The organism is Polaribacter sp. (genome assembly GCF_036480315.1).
GTDB lineage: Bacteria > Bacteroidota > Bacteroidia > Flavobacteriales > Flavobacteriaceae > Polaribacter.
In genome coordinates, this window is sequence record NZ_JAZGGG010000026.1 from 61,412 (window position 1) to 76,312 (window position 14,901).

General features: G+C 28.4%; 13 protein-coding genes and 1 pseudogene. 10 read left to right on the forward strand and 4 right to left on the reverse strand.

The window, feature by feature from the left end:
• The first annotated feature begins 13 nt into the window (after positions 1–13).
• The 4 genes from V3V28_RS05575 (at position 14) to V3V28_RS05590 (ending at position 5,532) form a co-directional block, all read left to right on the forward strand.
• Positions 14–1,117 (forward strand): bestrophin family protein, encoded by a 1,104-nt coding sequence (locus V3V28_RS05575; protein WP_331364041.1) that lies wholly within the window; start codon positions 14–16, stop codon positions 1,115–1,117.
• A gap of 259 nt (positions 1,118–1,376) precedes the next feature.
• Entirely contained in the window at positions 1,377–4,274 is a 2,898-nt protein-coding gene (locus tag V3V28_RS05580) for an FAD-binding and (Fe-S)-binding domain-containing protein (RefSeq protein WP_331364042.1), read from the forward strand.
• A 4-nt stretch (positions 4,275–4,278) separates the two neighbouring features.
• Entirely contained in the window at positions 4,279–4,539 is a 261-nt protein-coding gene (locus V3V28_RS05585) for an MFS transporter (RefSeq protein WP_331364043.1), read from the forward strand.
• 9 nt (positions 4,540–4,548) lie between these two features.
• Complete coding sequence (locus tag V3V28_RS05590) at positions 4,549–5,532, forward strand: MFS transporter (protein ID WP_331364044.1); 984 nt, start codon at positions 4,549–4,551, stop codon at positions 5,530–5,532.
• 237 nt (positions 5,533–5,769) lie between these two features.
• On the opposite strand, the gene V3V28_RS05595 is transcribed toward V3V28_RS05590, so the two are convergent.
• Both V3V28_RS05595 and V3V28_RS05600 read right to left on the reverse strand, forming a co-directional pair.
• Positions 5,770–6,627, reverse strand: a complete 858-nt coding sequence (locus V3V28_RS05595; RefSeq protein WP_331364045.1) for an OmpA/MotB family protein — start codon at positions 6,625–6,627, stop codon at positions 5,770–5,772.
• 165 nt (positions 6,628–6,792) lie between these two features.
• Positions 6,793–9,429, reverse strand: coding sequence for a valine--tRNA ligase (locus V3V28_RS05600; RefSeq protein ID WP_331364046.1), 2,637 nt, complete (start codon positions 9,427–9,429; stop codon positions 6,793–6,795).
• Between the two features lie 107 nt (positions 9,430–9,536).
• On the opposite strand from V3V28_RS05600, the gene V3V28_RS05605 reads away from it, so the two are divergent.
• On the forward strand, positions 9,537–9,941 hold the full coding sequence (locus V3V28_RS05605; protein ID WP_331364047.1) for a DUF1573 domain-containing protein: 405 nt from the start codon (positions 9,537–9,539) through the stop codon (positions 9,939–9,941).
• Here V3V28_RS05605 and V3V28_RS05610 read toward each other — a convergent pair.
• Positions 9,938–11,272: an aspartyl protease family protein gene (locus V3V28_RS05610; RefSeq protein WP_331364048.1), complete on the reverse strand. Its 1,335-nt coding sequence runs from the start codon at positions 11,270–11,272 to the stop codon at positions 9,938–9,940. The genes V3V28_RS05605 and V3V28_RS05610 overlap by 4 nt on opposite strands.
• A gap of 152 nt (positions 11,273–11,424) precedes the next feature.
• Here V3V28_RS05610 and V3V28_RS05615 point away from each other — a divergent pair, with 152 nt between their 5' ends.
• The 5 genes from V3V28_RS05615 to V3V28_RS05630 all read left to right on the forward strand — a co-directional run bounded on the left by V3V28_RS05615 (position 11,425) and on the right by V3V28_RS05630 (position 14,808).
• Positions 11,425–12,615 carry a pyridoxal phosphate-dependent aminotransferase gene (locus V3V28_RS05615; RefSeq protein ID WP_331364049.1) on the forward strand — a complete coding sequence of 397 codons (1,191 nt, stop codon included), beginning with the start codon at positions 11,425–11,427 and terminating at the stop codon, positions 12,613–12,615.
• Complete coding sequence (gene murB, locus V3V28_RS05620; protein WP_331364050.1) at positions 12,616–13,626, forward strand: UDP-N-acetylmuramate dehydrogenase; 1,011 nt, start codon at positions 12,616–12,618, stop codon at positions 13,624–13,626.
• Between the two features lie 74 nt (positions 13,627–13,700).
• Positions 13,701–13,889 (forward strand): glycosyltransferase, encoded by a 189-nt coding sequence (locus V3V28_RS14670; RefSeq protein WP_442957521.1) that lies wholly within the window; start codon positions 13,701–13,703, stop codon positions 13,887–13,889.
• A 109-nt stretch (positions 13,890–13,998) separates the two neighbouring features.
• A complete protein-coding gene (locus V3V28_RS05625) occupies positions 13,999–14,355 on the forward strand; it encodes a hypothetical protein (RefSeq protein ID WP_331364051.1) in 357 nt (118 codons plus the stop codon).
• A gap of 39 nt (positions 14,356–14,394) precedes the next feature.
• Positions 14,395–14,808 (forward strand): DUF6311 domain-containing protein, encoded by a 414-nt coding sequence (locus V3V28_RS05630; protein WP_331364052.1) that lies wholly within the window; start codon positions 14,395–14,397, stop codon positions 14,806–14,808.
• On the opposite strand, the pseudogene V3V28_RS05635 reads toward V3V28_RS05630, so the two are convergent.
• Positions 14,788–14,901 (reverse strand): annotated as a pseudogene (locus tag V3V28_RS05635) (IS982 family transposase); the annotation flags it as partial. The gene V3V28_RS05630 and the pseudogene V3V28_RS05635 sit on opposite strands and share 21 nt — an antisense overlap.

Below are 14,901 nucleotides of genomic sequence, written 5' to 3' on the forward strand. Positions count from 1 at the left end.
TTTAATAATTAGTATGTATACTAAAAGAATTTTCCCTGTAAAAGGCGTTATAAAATGGACACGTAGACACATTTTTTTATTTTTATTAATAGCTACAATACCCGTTTTTCTATTTGATATTGTTGGTTTAAAATGGTTGCATGTACCATGGTTGCCATTAGGAGTATTGGGTACAGCAATTTCTTTTTTAATTAGTTTTAAAAATAATGCATCTTATGATAGACTTTGGGAAGCTAGAAAAATTTGGGGAGGAATTGTAAATACCTCTAGATCATGGACTATTATGGTTAAAGATTTTATAGACAATACACATGCAAAAAATGCTTTTTCAGAAGATGAGTTAAAAAATATAAAGAAAAAATTAGTGCATAGACATATTGGCTGGCTAACTGCGTTGCGTTATCAAATGCGAGCAGATAAACCTTGGGAATCTCATCTAAAAAGTGATAAAGGAAATGCTGAATTTAGAGAAAATTATTATCTAGTTTGTGAAGACACAATAACAATTAAAGAAGCTATAGAACCTTATCTTTCAGAAAAAGAATATAATACAGTTTTTGCTAAAGGAAACCAAGCTTCACAAATTTTAGGAATACAATCTAGTCAATTAAAAGACTTAATGGATAAAGGTTTAATTGAAGATTTTAGACATATGGAAATGATGAATATTCTTGTAGAACTCTATACTTTACAAGGGAAATCTGAACGAATTAAAAACTTTCCATACCCGCGTCAATATGCAACATTAAACTATATTTTTGTTTGGATTTTTATTATCCTTTTACCTTTCGGAATTATGGAAGGTTTTGAAGGAATTGGAATACATATTTTTGAAGATTTAGCAAGCCATCAATCTCATTCTTCATTTACACATCAAATTCAAGAATTTATTGCAAAGCATTTTGTTTGGTTTTCTATTCCATTCAGTGCCTTACTTTCTTGGGTTTTTCATACCATGGAAAAAATTGGTGAGAATTCAGAAAACCCGTTTGAAGGAGGACCAAATGATGTGCCAATTACCGATTTAAGTAGAGGAATTGAAATTGATATTAGACAATTAATTGACGATACTGATATACCAGAACCTTATGTTTGGCAGAATGATATTGTAATGTAGTTTGTTTTTTATCTAAACTATAGAAAATAATCCATTGAACAAAATATTACAATAATAACAACTGGAATATCTTATAAGGCTATTTGCATACTTCTATTCAGTTTATAAAAAATTGCTACATTTTTTTTAACATAAAATCAACAATTTTTTAATTCAATTTTTATCGATTTAATAAAAATACACAAACTCTTTTTCTAACTTCTATAATTACTTTTATTATTCGGATATTTGTTTTTAATATGCTTTTCAATTTCAATAAATGATTGATACTTCTACTTTAGAAACATTACACAACGCACTTTCTGGTGATGTTCTTTTTGATAATTTACACAAAACATTATATGCTACAGATGCTTCTGTGTATAAAAAAATTCCTTTAGCAGTCGCTTTTCCAAAGGATGAAAAAGACATAATTACTTTAATTAATTTTGCAACCAAAAATAACATTACATTAATACCTAGAACTGCCGGAACTTCTTTGGCAGGACAATGTGTTGGAGACGGAGTTGTTGTAGATGTTTCTAAACATTTTACAGAGATTATTTCTTTTGATGAACAAGCAAAAACAATTACATTACAACCAGGTATTGTAAGAGATTCTTTAAATGTATATTTAAAATCATACGGTTTATTTTTTGGGCCCAATACATCAACTTCAAACAGATGTATGATTGGCGGTATGGTAGGTAACAATTCTTCTGGAAGTACTTCTATAAAATACGGAGTTACCCGTGATAAAGTATTAGAAATTGACGCTATTTTAAGTGATGGAAGCACAGCAATATTCAACGAAATTTCATCAGAAGAATTCATCAAAAAAACAAAAAAAAATACACAAGAAGGAAAAATTTATAAATCGATTTTTAACGAACTTTCCTCTGTAGAAAACCAACAAGAAATAAGAAATGAGTTTCCAAAACCAGAAATTCACAGAAGATGTACAGGTTATGCTGTTGATGAATTTTTAAAATCAGATTTATTTGGAGGAACAGAACCAACAATAAATGTTGCAAAATTATTATCTGGTAGTGAAGGAACTTTAGCTTTTTCAACATCTATAACTTTACAATTAGATGATGTTGCTCCAAAACAAAGCATCATGGTTTGTACTCATTTTAAGAGTATAAATGAAAGTTTAAAAGCGACAGTAATTGCCATGAATCACAATTTATATAATTGTGAATTAATGGATAAAACCATTTTAGATTGTACAAAAAATCATCCAGATTTAGCAAAAAACAGGTTCTTTTTGCAAGGAGATCCAGAAGCGGTTTTAATGTTAGAAGTTTCAGCAAATACTATTGAAGAAGCAGAAATTTTTGCAGATAAGTTAATTGCCGATTTAGAAAAGAACGAATTTGGGTATCATCATCCAAAAGTGTACGGAGCAGATATTGCAAAAGTGCATTATTTACGTAAAGCTGGTTTAGGTGCTTTGGCAAATATTGTTGGCGATAAGAAAGCTGTTGCTTGTATAGAAGATACAGCTGTAGCTTTAGAAGATTTACCAAGTTATATTGAAGAGTTCACTAAAATAATGGATAAATACCAGCAAAACGCTGTGTATTATGCGCATGCTGGAGCTGGTGAATTGCACTTACGTCCTATTTTAAACATTAAGGAAAAAGAAGATGTAGTTTTATTTAGAAAAATCACAACTGAAACTGCTCAATTAGTTAAGAAATATAAAGGTTCTTTTTCTGGAGAACATGGAGACGGAATTGTACGTGCAGAGTTTATTCCTTTAATGATTGGTGATAAAAATTATCAACTTTTAAGACGAATTAAAAAAGCATTTGACCCAAACAACGTTTTTAACCAAGGAAAAATCACAGATGCTTTTGCAATGGATGAAAACTTACGTTATGAAATTGACAGAAAAGAACCTGTTATTAAAACATTGCAAGATTTTTCTAAAGATGAAGGAATTTTAAAACTCGCAGAAAAATGTAATGGTTCTGGAGATTGTAGAAAACCTGTAGAAGCTGGTGGAACTTTGTGTCCAAGTTACAGAGCTACAAAAGACGAAAAAGATACCACAAGAGCTAGAGCAAATACTTTGCGTGATGTTTTAACAAATAATACTGCAGTAAATAAGTTTGATTCTAAAGAACTAAAAAAGGTTTTAGACCTTTGTTTAAGTTGTAAAGCTTGTGCAACAGAATGTCCTAGTAATGTTGATATTGCAAGTATGAAAGCAGAATTTTTATTTCAATATCAAGAAACAAATGGGTATACATTTAGAAATAAAATGTTTGCAAATAATGCCAAGTATAATAAATTAGGAAGTAAGTTACCTACAATTACAAACTTCTTTATAAACTCATTATTGGCCAAAAAAGTTTTAGGTATTGCTGTTGAACGTTCTGTTCCTAAATTAGCAAAACAAACATTAGAAAATTGGTTAAAGAAACGTCAACCAAAAAAATCTAAAAAAGCTGTTTACATATTTAATGATGAATTTACTAATTATTACGATGCAGAAATTGGAAAAGATGCTGTATTTTTATTAGAAAAATTAGGCTACGAAGTTAAAAACATTTCTCATGATGAAAGTGGAAGAAGTCATATTTCTAAAGGATTTTTAAACGAAGCCAAAACAATTAGTAACAATAACGTTTCTATTTTTAAAGATTTAATTACAGATAAAACTCCTTTAATAGGTGTAGAACCATCAGCAATATTAACTTTTAGAGATGAATATATTCGTTTGGCAGATGATAAAACATCCGCAGAAAAAATTGCAAAAAATACTTTTACTTTTGAAGAGTTTTTATCGAAAGAATTAGAAAATAAAAAAATAGATACTTCACTTTTTTCATCAGAAAAAAAAGATGTAAAAATCCATGGACATTGTCATCAAAAGGCATTAACAGGTACTTTTGCAAGTTTTCAAATATTAAACATTCCTGAAAATTATACTGTTGCAATTATGAATACAGGTTGTTGTGGAATGGCAGGTTCTTTTGGTTATGAAAAAGAACATTATAAAGTTTCTATGCAAGTTGGAGAAGACACACTATTTCCTAAAGTGAGAAATTGTAGTGAATACACAGAAATTGCAGCAGCAGGAACAAGTTGTAGACATCAAATTTTTGATGGGACACAAAGAATAGCTAAACATCCTATTACAATTCTAAAAGAAGCCTTAATTTAGGCAAATGCAAAACAAAAATAAAGTAACTACTATGTTTGCTCTAATTATTGCAGGGGAAGCAATTTTTCTATTACCATTTATTTTAATGCGAGTTTTTAAACCTGTAATTAGAGAAGCATTTCTTATTTCTGATGCTCAAATAGGAGAAGCACAAGCTTTATATGGAATTACAGCAGTTCTCTCCTACTTCTTTGGTGGATTTATTGCAGACAAATGGGAGGCAAAAAAATTATTATCAATTTCTTTATTTTTAACGGCAATTTGAGGTTTTTGGATGACACTAATTCCTTCAATTTTTACTTTAAAGGTTTTATATGCTTTTTGGGGAGTTTCTACAATTTTATTGTTTTGGTCTTCTTTAATAAAAGCAACTAGACAATGGGGAAATAAAAATAATCAAGGTTTGTCTTTTGGTTTACTTGATGGAGGACGAGGCTTTTTTGCAGCTACAATAGCTTTATCTGGTGCAGGAATTTTAACTTACTTTTTTCCTGAAAAAGGAATAGAAATTACTTTTGAAAATAAAGTAGAAACGCTACAATACATTATTGGATCTATCACTTTTATAGTCTTTTTAGTTTCATTATTAGTTTGGAAGGTAATCCCAAAAGAAGAAACTAAATTCGAAGTTGGTAAAGAGTTTCAATTCAATTTTAAGAAAGCATTTTCTTTAATGAAACAACAAAAAGTAATCTTTCATTCATTGATTATATTTTGTGCATATTGTTCTTATAAATTAACCGGAGTTTATGGAACTTATGCCAAAGATGTTTGGAATTATTCTTTAGAAGAAGCTACTTATTTTGCAGTTTTTATTCAATATTTAAGACCAATTGCAGCAATTTCTATTGGTTGGATTGCAGATAAATTTATTCCTTCAAAAATAATAATTCCAAGTTTTACAATTTTGATTTTAGCTTCTGCAATATTAGGTTTTGGTTTTTTTAATGAGCAACCCATCTATTTATCAGCAACAGTTTTTATCTTTATGGCTCTAGGAACCTATTCTTTAAGAGGTTTGTATTTCGCCATTATAGAAGAGACAAAAACTCCTATACAAATGACTGGAACTTTAGTCGGTATCATTTCTGTGGTAGGTTTTACTCCAGACATTTTTATGTCATTATTTGTAGGCTATATGTTAGGTGAAAATCCTACAATAATAGAATATCAACAGTTATTTACAACATTTACAATAATCCCTATTATTGGTTTGTTAGCCGCTTTAGGGTTTAGAAAAAGTATATCAAAATTATAAGTAAACAGAAAATATTGTATTACCCTCAATTTTCTTTAGGACTATGACACAGTTTCAGGAGAAAATAACATTTATAAAATGTGCTTTCAATAAAGGAATAACATATTTCGATTTTGCAAATAATTATAGTCCGACTTATTTTGAAAAATTATTTAAAACAGCTTTTAAAAAACAATAAACACCCATTTATCATTTTATAAATGGGTGTTTATGAATAGATTAATTCTTTAAAAACTATTATTTAACCTTCTTCTCTTCTTCTGCTAATAAAGCAAAAAATTTATTTAAATTTGGTAAAATAACAATACGGATTCTTCTATTTTTTGATCTATTTTCTTTGGTTGTATTTGGGTATAATGGCATTGTATCTCCTCTTGAAGAAGCAATTAGTCTACTTCCATCAATACCAAATTGATTTTGTAAAAGTCTTACCATTGAAGTTGCTCTTTTAGCACTTAAATCCCAATTATCTTCAATACTTTCAGTTTTAGCAGTAACTTTATTCGTATCAGAATGACCTTCAATCATTACATCCATACTTGGTTCAGACTCTATAATATCTGCCAATTTAGTTATCAATGTTAAAGCGCTCTTTTTTATTTTATAACTACCTGAATTAAATAATAATTTTTCAGAAACAGTAATCATAACTACTGTTTGATCGATGTCTATATCAATGTCTTCCGAACTATTAAATTCTGATTTTCCTAAAGTTTTTCTTATAATATTATAAGAGACAGCTAAATTAATTGAGTCTTTTAGCGTTTTTGCCGCTGCTAATTTTTCAGGAGAAATTTTAGATAATGTTTTATTCATCATTGCTCTTCCTTCTTTAGACATAGCAACTTTACCATTAATCATATCTAACTTTAAAGAGTTTTCCTTTTCTAAAGTTACATTATCGCCTTTTAAAGAATTAATCTTATCATTATAGATTTGAACTCTTTTATCAATTTTTGCAAACTTAAGTTTTAAACCATTTAAATTTGTTTTAGTATCTAAATATTGAGTTTCTAATTCAGCATACTTCTTTTTTGATACACAAGAAGTCGCTATTAAAACTAATATTGACAATGGTAAGATGAATTTTTTCATTTTAATTTTTGGTTAGTTAATTATAACTCTAAATATAATTATAATTTAATACTTATAAATTAAATGTAGATTATTTTTATAAAAAACTTATTACTAGCAATATAAGTCAAAAAAAAAGTCCTTCAAATTAAAACCTGAAGGACTAAAATTATATTCTAATTACTTTTACTTTAAACTTGCCAAACTACTTTTAATAGTTTCAATTTTAGCCAATGTATCTGCTTCTTTCTTACGTTCTAAAGCTAACACTTGTTCTGGTGCATTAGAAACAAAACGTTCGTTAGAAAGTTTCTTTGAAATTCCGAAAAGGAAACCTTCAGCTCTTTTAAGTTCGCCTTCTAGTTTTTTAATTTCAGCTTCAACATCAATATTCTCTATAGAAATAGGTACAAAATATTCATTTGATTTTACTCTAAATGAAGCACCTTCTACTTTTTCTGAAACCGTCTTTATACTTGAAGTATTTGTTAACTTCTGAATAACAGCATCAAATTCATTTGAACTCTTGTCATTATCAATCACAAATAACTCAATAGCGTCTTTAAAAGAAATGTTTTTATCTTTTCTAATGGTTCTAATTCCAGAAACAACCCCTGTTGCGAATTCAAAATCAGTAATAATTTTAGAATCGAAATCTTTAATTACGGGGTATTTCGCAATAATTAACGCTTCTTCTGGCGTTCTATCTGTAATATATTGCCAAATATCTTCCGATAAAAATGGCATAAATGGATGTAATACTTTTAAGTTATTTTCTAAAACCTCAATAATAGCATCAAATGTTGTTTTGTCAATTGGTTGTTGATATGCAGGCTTCACAATCTCTAATAACCATGAAGAAAAATCGTCATTAATTAGTTTATAAATTGCCATTAAAGCATCAGATAAACGATATTTAGAAAAGTGATCTTCAATTTCTGCTAATGTTTTTTGAAACTTAGCTTCATACCAAACCAAACCAACTTTAGAAGTTTCTGGTTGTGGTAAACTTGCATCAACTTCCCAACCTTTTATCAAACGGAAAGCATTCCAAATTTTATTTGCGAACCCTTTTCCTTGCTGACATAAATCTTCTTCAAACATTAAATCGTTACCAGCTGCAGAACTCAATAAAAGTCCAACTCTTACTCCATCTGCTCCATACGTTTCAATTAATTTTAAAGCATCAGGAGAATTCCCTAAAGATTTAGACATTTTACGTCTTTGTTTATCTCTAACTAAACCCGTTAAATAAACATTCTGAAAAGGTTTTTCATCTTTATATTCATATCCAGCTACAATCATTCTTGCCACCCAGAAAAATAAAATATCTGGACCAGTAACTAAATCGTTTGTTGGATAGTAGTATTTAATTTCTTCGTTTTCAGGATTTCTAATTCCGTCAAAAACAGACATTGGCCATAACCAAGAAGAAAACCATGTATCAAGTGCGTCAGTATCCTGGCGCAAGTCGTTAGTTGTTAGTTTATAGTTTTTAATCTTCTCTTGTGCAAGAATTAATGCATCATCAATATTTTCTGCTACAACAAAATCTTCTTTTCCATCTCCGTAGAAATATGCAGGTATTTGTTGTCCCCACCAAAGTTGACGCGAAATATTCCAATCACGAACATTCTCCATCCAATGACGGTACGTGTTTTCAAATTTCTTTGGATATAAGTTGATTTCCGCATCTTCACCTAAAACAGCATCAATAGCAGGTTTTGCTAAATCTTTCATTTTTAAAAACCATTGATCAGATAATCTAGGTTCTATAACTGCTTTTGTTCTTTCTGATGTACCTACTTTATTTGTGTGTACTTCAGTTTTTACTAAAATTCCTTTTTCTTCTAATTCTTTCGCAATTTCTTTACGAACTACAAATCTGTCTTTTCCTTGATAATGTAATCCGAAGGAATTTAAAGAGGCATCGTCATTAAAAATATCAATTACTTCTAACTTGTGCTTGTCTCCTAAATTTTTATCATTTTCATCGTGTGCAGGCGTTACTTTTAAACAACCTGTACCAAATTCTAAATCAACATATTCATCTTCAATAATAGGAATTACTCTATTTGATAAAGGAACAATTGCTTTTTTTCCTTTTAAATGTGTAAAACGTTCATCATTTGGGTTGATACAAATTGCAGTATCTCCAAAAATAGTTTCAGGACGCGTAGTTGCAATTGTTAATGTATCGTTAGAACCTTCAATTTTATATTCTAAATAGTACAAGTTTCCTTGTCTTTCTTCGTGAATTACTTCTTCATCAGAAAGTGTTGTTTTTGCTTCAGGATCCCAGTTTACCATTCTGTAACCTCTATAAATTAAACCTTTGTTGTATAAATCAACAAAAACTTTAATTACAGATTCAGACATTTCTGGATCCATTGTAAAAGCCGTTCTTTCCCAATCGCAAGAAGCACCTAACTTCTTTAATTGTTCTAAAATTTTACCTCCATATTCATCTTTCCAATCAAAAGCATGTTGTAAGAATTCTTCACGAGTTAAATCGCTTTTAGAAATCCCTTGTTCTTTTAACTTGGCAACCACTTTTGCTTCTGTAGCAATAGATGCATGATCTGTACCAGGAACCCAACAAGCATTTTTACCTAATAAACGTGCACGTCTAATTAATACATCTTGAATTGTATTATTCAACATATGTCCCATATGTAATACTCCTGTTACATTTGGTGGCGGAATTACAATGGTGTAAGGTTCTCTTTCATCTGGCGTAGAATGAAAATAATTGTTTTTCAGCCAGTAGTCATACCACTTATCTTCTACTTCGCTTGAGTTATATTTAGATGGAATTGTCATACTTTGGTATCCTTTTTGATATTTAATTGACAAAAATACAAAACTCTATTTTCAAGAGAAAATTAGTAGTTAATTATTTTATCATTTTAAAACCGTAAATTTGTAGTATGAATAAAGGCCTAATATTTACTTTGATTTTGTTTTTTTCTATAGCTATTTCAGCTCAAGAGTTTAAATTTGAAATGGAAACTATTAATTATGGGAAAATTGCAAAAGGCTCTAATGGAGAACGAACTTTTGTTTTTACAAATATTGGCGATGGTCCAATAATCATACAAAAGGTTCAAACTTCTTGTGATTGTGCTGTACCCAAAAAGCCAGAAAAACCAATTATGCCAGGTGAGAAAGCTGAAATTAAAGTTTCTTATGATACTAAAAAACTTGGCGGTTTCTCTAAACAAATCACCATTTTTTCAAATGCAAAAAAAACTAGAAAAATTATTAAAATAAAAGGTTATGTTACTAAAGAAATCTCTTTAGAGAAAAAGAACAGCATACTTTCTGATAATTAAATTTTCTTTTCTAAACGAAATTCAAATTTCATTTTTATTCCATTTCTAAGTATTGTCATTCTAATTCTCTTTTTATCTCTTTCTTGAAATCGATTAATAATGTCGCTTAAAGTGAATTCATAAGCCGGTACACCATTAATTTTTAAAATGATATCATCATTTAATAAACCTGCTTTGTAGGCCGCAGAATTTTTTACAACTTTTCTAATAATAAAAGAAGATTTAAAATTAAAAGAATAATTGGTAACAAAAGAAATAGAACTTTTTCCATCCATTTCTTGGTCATAACTATTAGAGTAACTCTGTGTAACTATCTCTTTAACAATTTGTTTTCCATTATAAGCAACATCTAGTCCGCTCATATCATAATTAAACTCACTTTTAAAAGAACCATTCTTTTTAAGTGTAATTTTTTTATTCGGATAATCAACCCAAACTTTAAACCGCTTTAAAATATTACCTCCAATACTACCATTTCTTTGCTTAAATTTCCTTGCATTATGTGTAGATGCAGAATCTAAAAAAGAAACTGTTGGGTTTTCTATTTCAAACTTTCCTATTTTAAATTTAGGAATTCTACTTCTATTTCCAAAAATGGGGCCACTTAAACCTTCGCCCAAAATATCATTAAAAAAACGTTTTGGCGTTTTAATGTTTTCTTTAGAATTTTCAAATAACCATATAGCATCACTCCCTCCAGAGTCAATTAACATTTTTACTTCTGTTTCTGTATCTCCAACGGTATCTAATTGAACCTTTGCTATAACAAATGGTTTCCTTCTATAAAATTGAAAAGGAATTGTTTCGCACTTTCTACATTTAGGATATTTGTACGTTTTAGGATTGTAAAAATCAATTTTCTTTGTTTTATAATTTATTTTAAGTATAAAATCTTTAAATAAATTATAGCCAATAATTCCATGAATGGTAATTCCCATTTTACTAGACAAATCAAAATAATCTTTTAAAATTACGTAAACAGTTTCATTTTTACTTACTACTGATTTTATTTTAAATGTATTATTTCTTGATAATATAGCATCAACTGCCTTACCTTTTCCTAAACCACGAAGGCTTACTTTTTTGGTATTTAAAAGACCAATACTATCGTTTTTTGATAAATTAAAAATAATAGTTTTATTTACACCTGTATCTAGTATGAAGGAGAGTTTATCACCATTTATTTCAATAGGAATTATTACTAAATTATTTATTAATTGAAAACTAATTTGTTCCCTATTCTGGTTAGAACCTTCAATTTGAAAACCAAATTGTGCGTTTGTTTTATGGAACAAACAAAGCAATACAATAAGAATACTTATTTTTTTCAAAAAAAAATTATTTTATAAATTCAATATACTAATTAAGAAGAAGAAGAATTAATTTTTAGGAAAATTTTAACCATTAAAGAATTCTTATTAAATATAAAGAAGTGAAATTAATTTCGCAAATTTGCATAGATAAATTTTAGAAAAAAAATATTATGCCATCAATATCTTTAAAAGGAATAAAAATGCCAGAATCACCAATTAGAAAATTGGTGCCTTATGCAGAAGATGCTAAAAAAAGAGGAATTAACGTTTTTCATTTAAACATTGGTCAGCCAGATATTAAAACACCACAAGTTGCTTTAGATGCTGTTAAAAACAATAATGTAGAAACATTGGCCTATGCTCGTTCTGAAGGTTCTGAAGAATACAGAACAAAACTTGCCAAATACTATGTTAGCAATAATATTAATGTAACTGCAAATAATATTGTGGTTACAACTGGTGGTTCTGAAGCGTTACTTTTTACAATTGGTAGTATTACAGATCCAGGAGATGAAATTATAATTCCTGAACCTTTTTACGCAAATTATAACGGATTTTCTACAGCTTCTGGAGTTTCAGTTGTACCTGTAATTTCTAAAATTGAAGATAATTTTGCGTTACCTAAAATTGAAGAGTTTGAAAAATTAATTACCAATAAAACAAAAGCAATTTTAATTTGTAATCCAGGAAATCCTACCGGATATTTATATTCGGAAGCCGAAATGGAAAAACTAAAGCAAATTGTTTTAAAACACGATTTATTTTTAATTGCTGATGAAGTATACAGAGAATTCGCCTACGACGGATTAAAACATACTTCTGTTATGTCTTTAGATGGTTTAGATAATAATGCAATTGTAATCGATTCTGTTTCTAAACGTTACAGTATGTGTGGCGCAAGAATTGGTTGTATTGTTTCTAAAAACGAAGAATTTATTAAAACTTCTATTAAATTTGCCCAAGTAAGGTTAAGCCCTCCAACGTATGCATTAATTGCTAGTGAAGCTGCTTTAGATACACCACAATCTTATTTTGATGATGTTATTGAAGAATATGTAGAAAGAAGAAATACATTAATTTCTGAATTAGAAAAAATTGAAGGCGTAAAAGTAGCCAAACCAAAAGGTGCTTTTTATTGTGTTGCAGAATTACCAGTAAAGGATTCCGATCATTTTGCACAATGGATTTTAGAAAGTTTTCATCATAACAATGAAACAGTTATGGTTGCACCCGCAAGTGGTTTTTATTCAACCCCTGGAGAAGGAAAAAACCAAATAAGAATGGCGTATGTTTTAAATAAAACAGATTTAATAAAATCTGTGGAAATTCTAGCAGCAGCTTTAAAACAATATAAAAACTAGTTGAATATCCAAGAAAACATATCTCTTAAAAATTATAACACGTTTGGTATTTCTGTAAATGCCAAACGTTTTATTTCTGTTGATTCAGTTTATGAATTACAACAGCTTTTAAAAATTGAAAAAGATATTTTTTTAATCTCTGGCGGATCAAATATGTTACTTACCAATAATATTGATAAATTGGTTGTACATATAGATATTAAAGGAATTTCTATTGATAGAGAAGATGATAGTTTTGTCTATTTAACAGTAAATGCTGGTGAAAACTGGCATGAATTTGTTTTGTATTGTATTTCTCAAAATTATGGCGGAATTGAAAATTTATCTTTAATTCCGGGTCTTGTTGGTACTTGCCCTATTCAGAACATTGGTGCTTATGGTGTTGAGGTAAAAGATGTAATTACCAAAGTTGAAGGTTTAGAAATTGAAACTAGTAAATTTGTTACGTTTTCTAATGAAGATTGTCAATTCGGATATCGAAATTCAATTTTTAAAAATTCTCATAAAGGAAAAATTATTTTGACTTCTGTTTGTTTTAAATTAACAAAGAAAAGTCATCATTTAAATACTTCTTACGGAGCAATTGAAACAGAATTGGTTTCAAAAAATATTACAAAACCTACTTTAAAAAATGTTTCTGATGCAGTAATTGAAATTAGAAAATCGAAATTACCAGATCCAAAAAAAATTGGTAATAGCGGTAGTTTTTTTAAAAACCCCGTAATTTCAAAAAAACAATTTGTAGAGCTTCAGAAAGAGAATCCTACTATTCCTAATTATCCTGTTAATGAAACTGAAGTTAAAGTTCCTGCAGGTTGGTTAGTAGAACAATCTGGTTTTAAAGGAAAACGTTTTGGTGATGCAGGTATACATGAAAAACAAGCATTAGTTTTAGTAAATTATGGCAATGCTTCTGGTAAAGAAATTTACCAACTCGCAAAAAAAATACGAGAAACTGTTTTTAAAAACTTCGAAATTTCTTTAGAAATTGAAGTAAATGTGATTCTTTAAAATATAATTTGTCTTTAGATTGATTATATATATAATTGAAGGAGATAATATAGAATGAAAAACTTGCTTTAGTAATACCTTGCTATAACGAAGAAAAAAGACTTAAAGAAAACTCTATTTTAGAATTAATTAATTTTAAAGAACCTATTGATGTTTTTTTAATTAATGATGGTAGTACAGACAATACTTTAGATTTTATTACTAATTTATCAGAATTAAATACCAATATTAAGGTTATTCATTTTAAAAAAAAACGAAGGTAAAACTGCCGCTATCTATAAAAGTCTAATAAAATTAAATAAGATAGAATGTTATACTCATTATGGGTATTTAGATGCGGATTTCTCTACAGAAAGCAGTGAATTCCTTAAAATGTATCAAATACTTTTGTCTTCTAAAAAAGAATATATTTTTGGTTCTAGAATCTTAACACTCAATAATAAAATTGAAAGAAAAACATATAGGCATTTAATAGGTAGATGCATTATTACATTTATTAATTTCTTTTTTAAGCTAGGTGTTTATGACACACAATGTGGTGCTAAAATTTTTAATAAAGTAATTTTACAAACTGCTATTAGTAAACCTTTTGCAACAAATTGGTTGTTTGATATAGAGATATTTATAAGACTTTCTAAAACTCAATTATTAAATTCTGGTATAGAATATCCTTTAAATAAATGGAAAGATATAAACGGCTCTAAAATAAAAAAAAACAGATTCGTTTAGAATAATTTCTGATATTTTTAAATTAGTAAGAATCTATAAATGAAAAATAAAATAAACAACTATTTTAATATTATAGTTTCAACTATTATTTCAGTAATTGTTTTTCAATTAAGATATGGTTTAGACAAAATTATACCCACAAATATAAATTGGCTTTTAAGTGCTAGGCATGATTGGGGACAACATTATTTAGGTTGGGCTTATTTTAGAAAAGAAGATTGGTCTTTTCCGCTAGGAACCATTAATGATTTTTATTATCCAATATCTACAAATATAGGTTTTACAGATTCCATTCCACTTTTTGCATTACCTTTTAAGTTATTCTCAAGTATTTTACCTGAAGATTTTCAATATATTGGTCTTTGGTTATTTTTATGTTTTTTTCTTACCTCCTATTTTACCATAAAAATATTAAAACAACCCGTTGTGCATTTAAATAATACTAATTTTTAAGTTGTTAATATTTCTATCAAAAGTAAACTTATTAATGAATTGAATAATTGTTAATGAGGTTAATTTTGAGAGTATTCTAGTCTTAAAACCTTG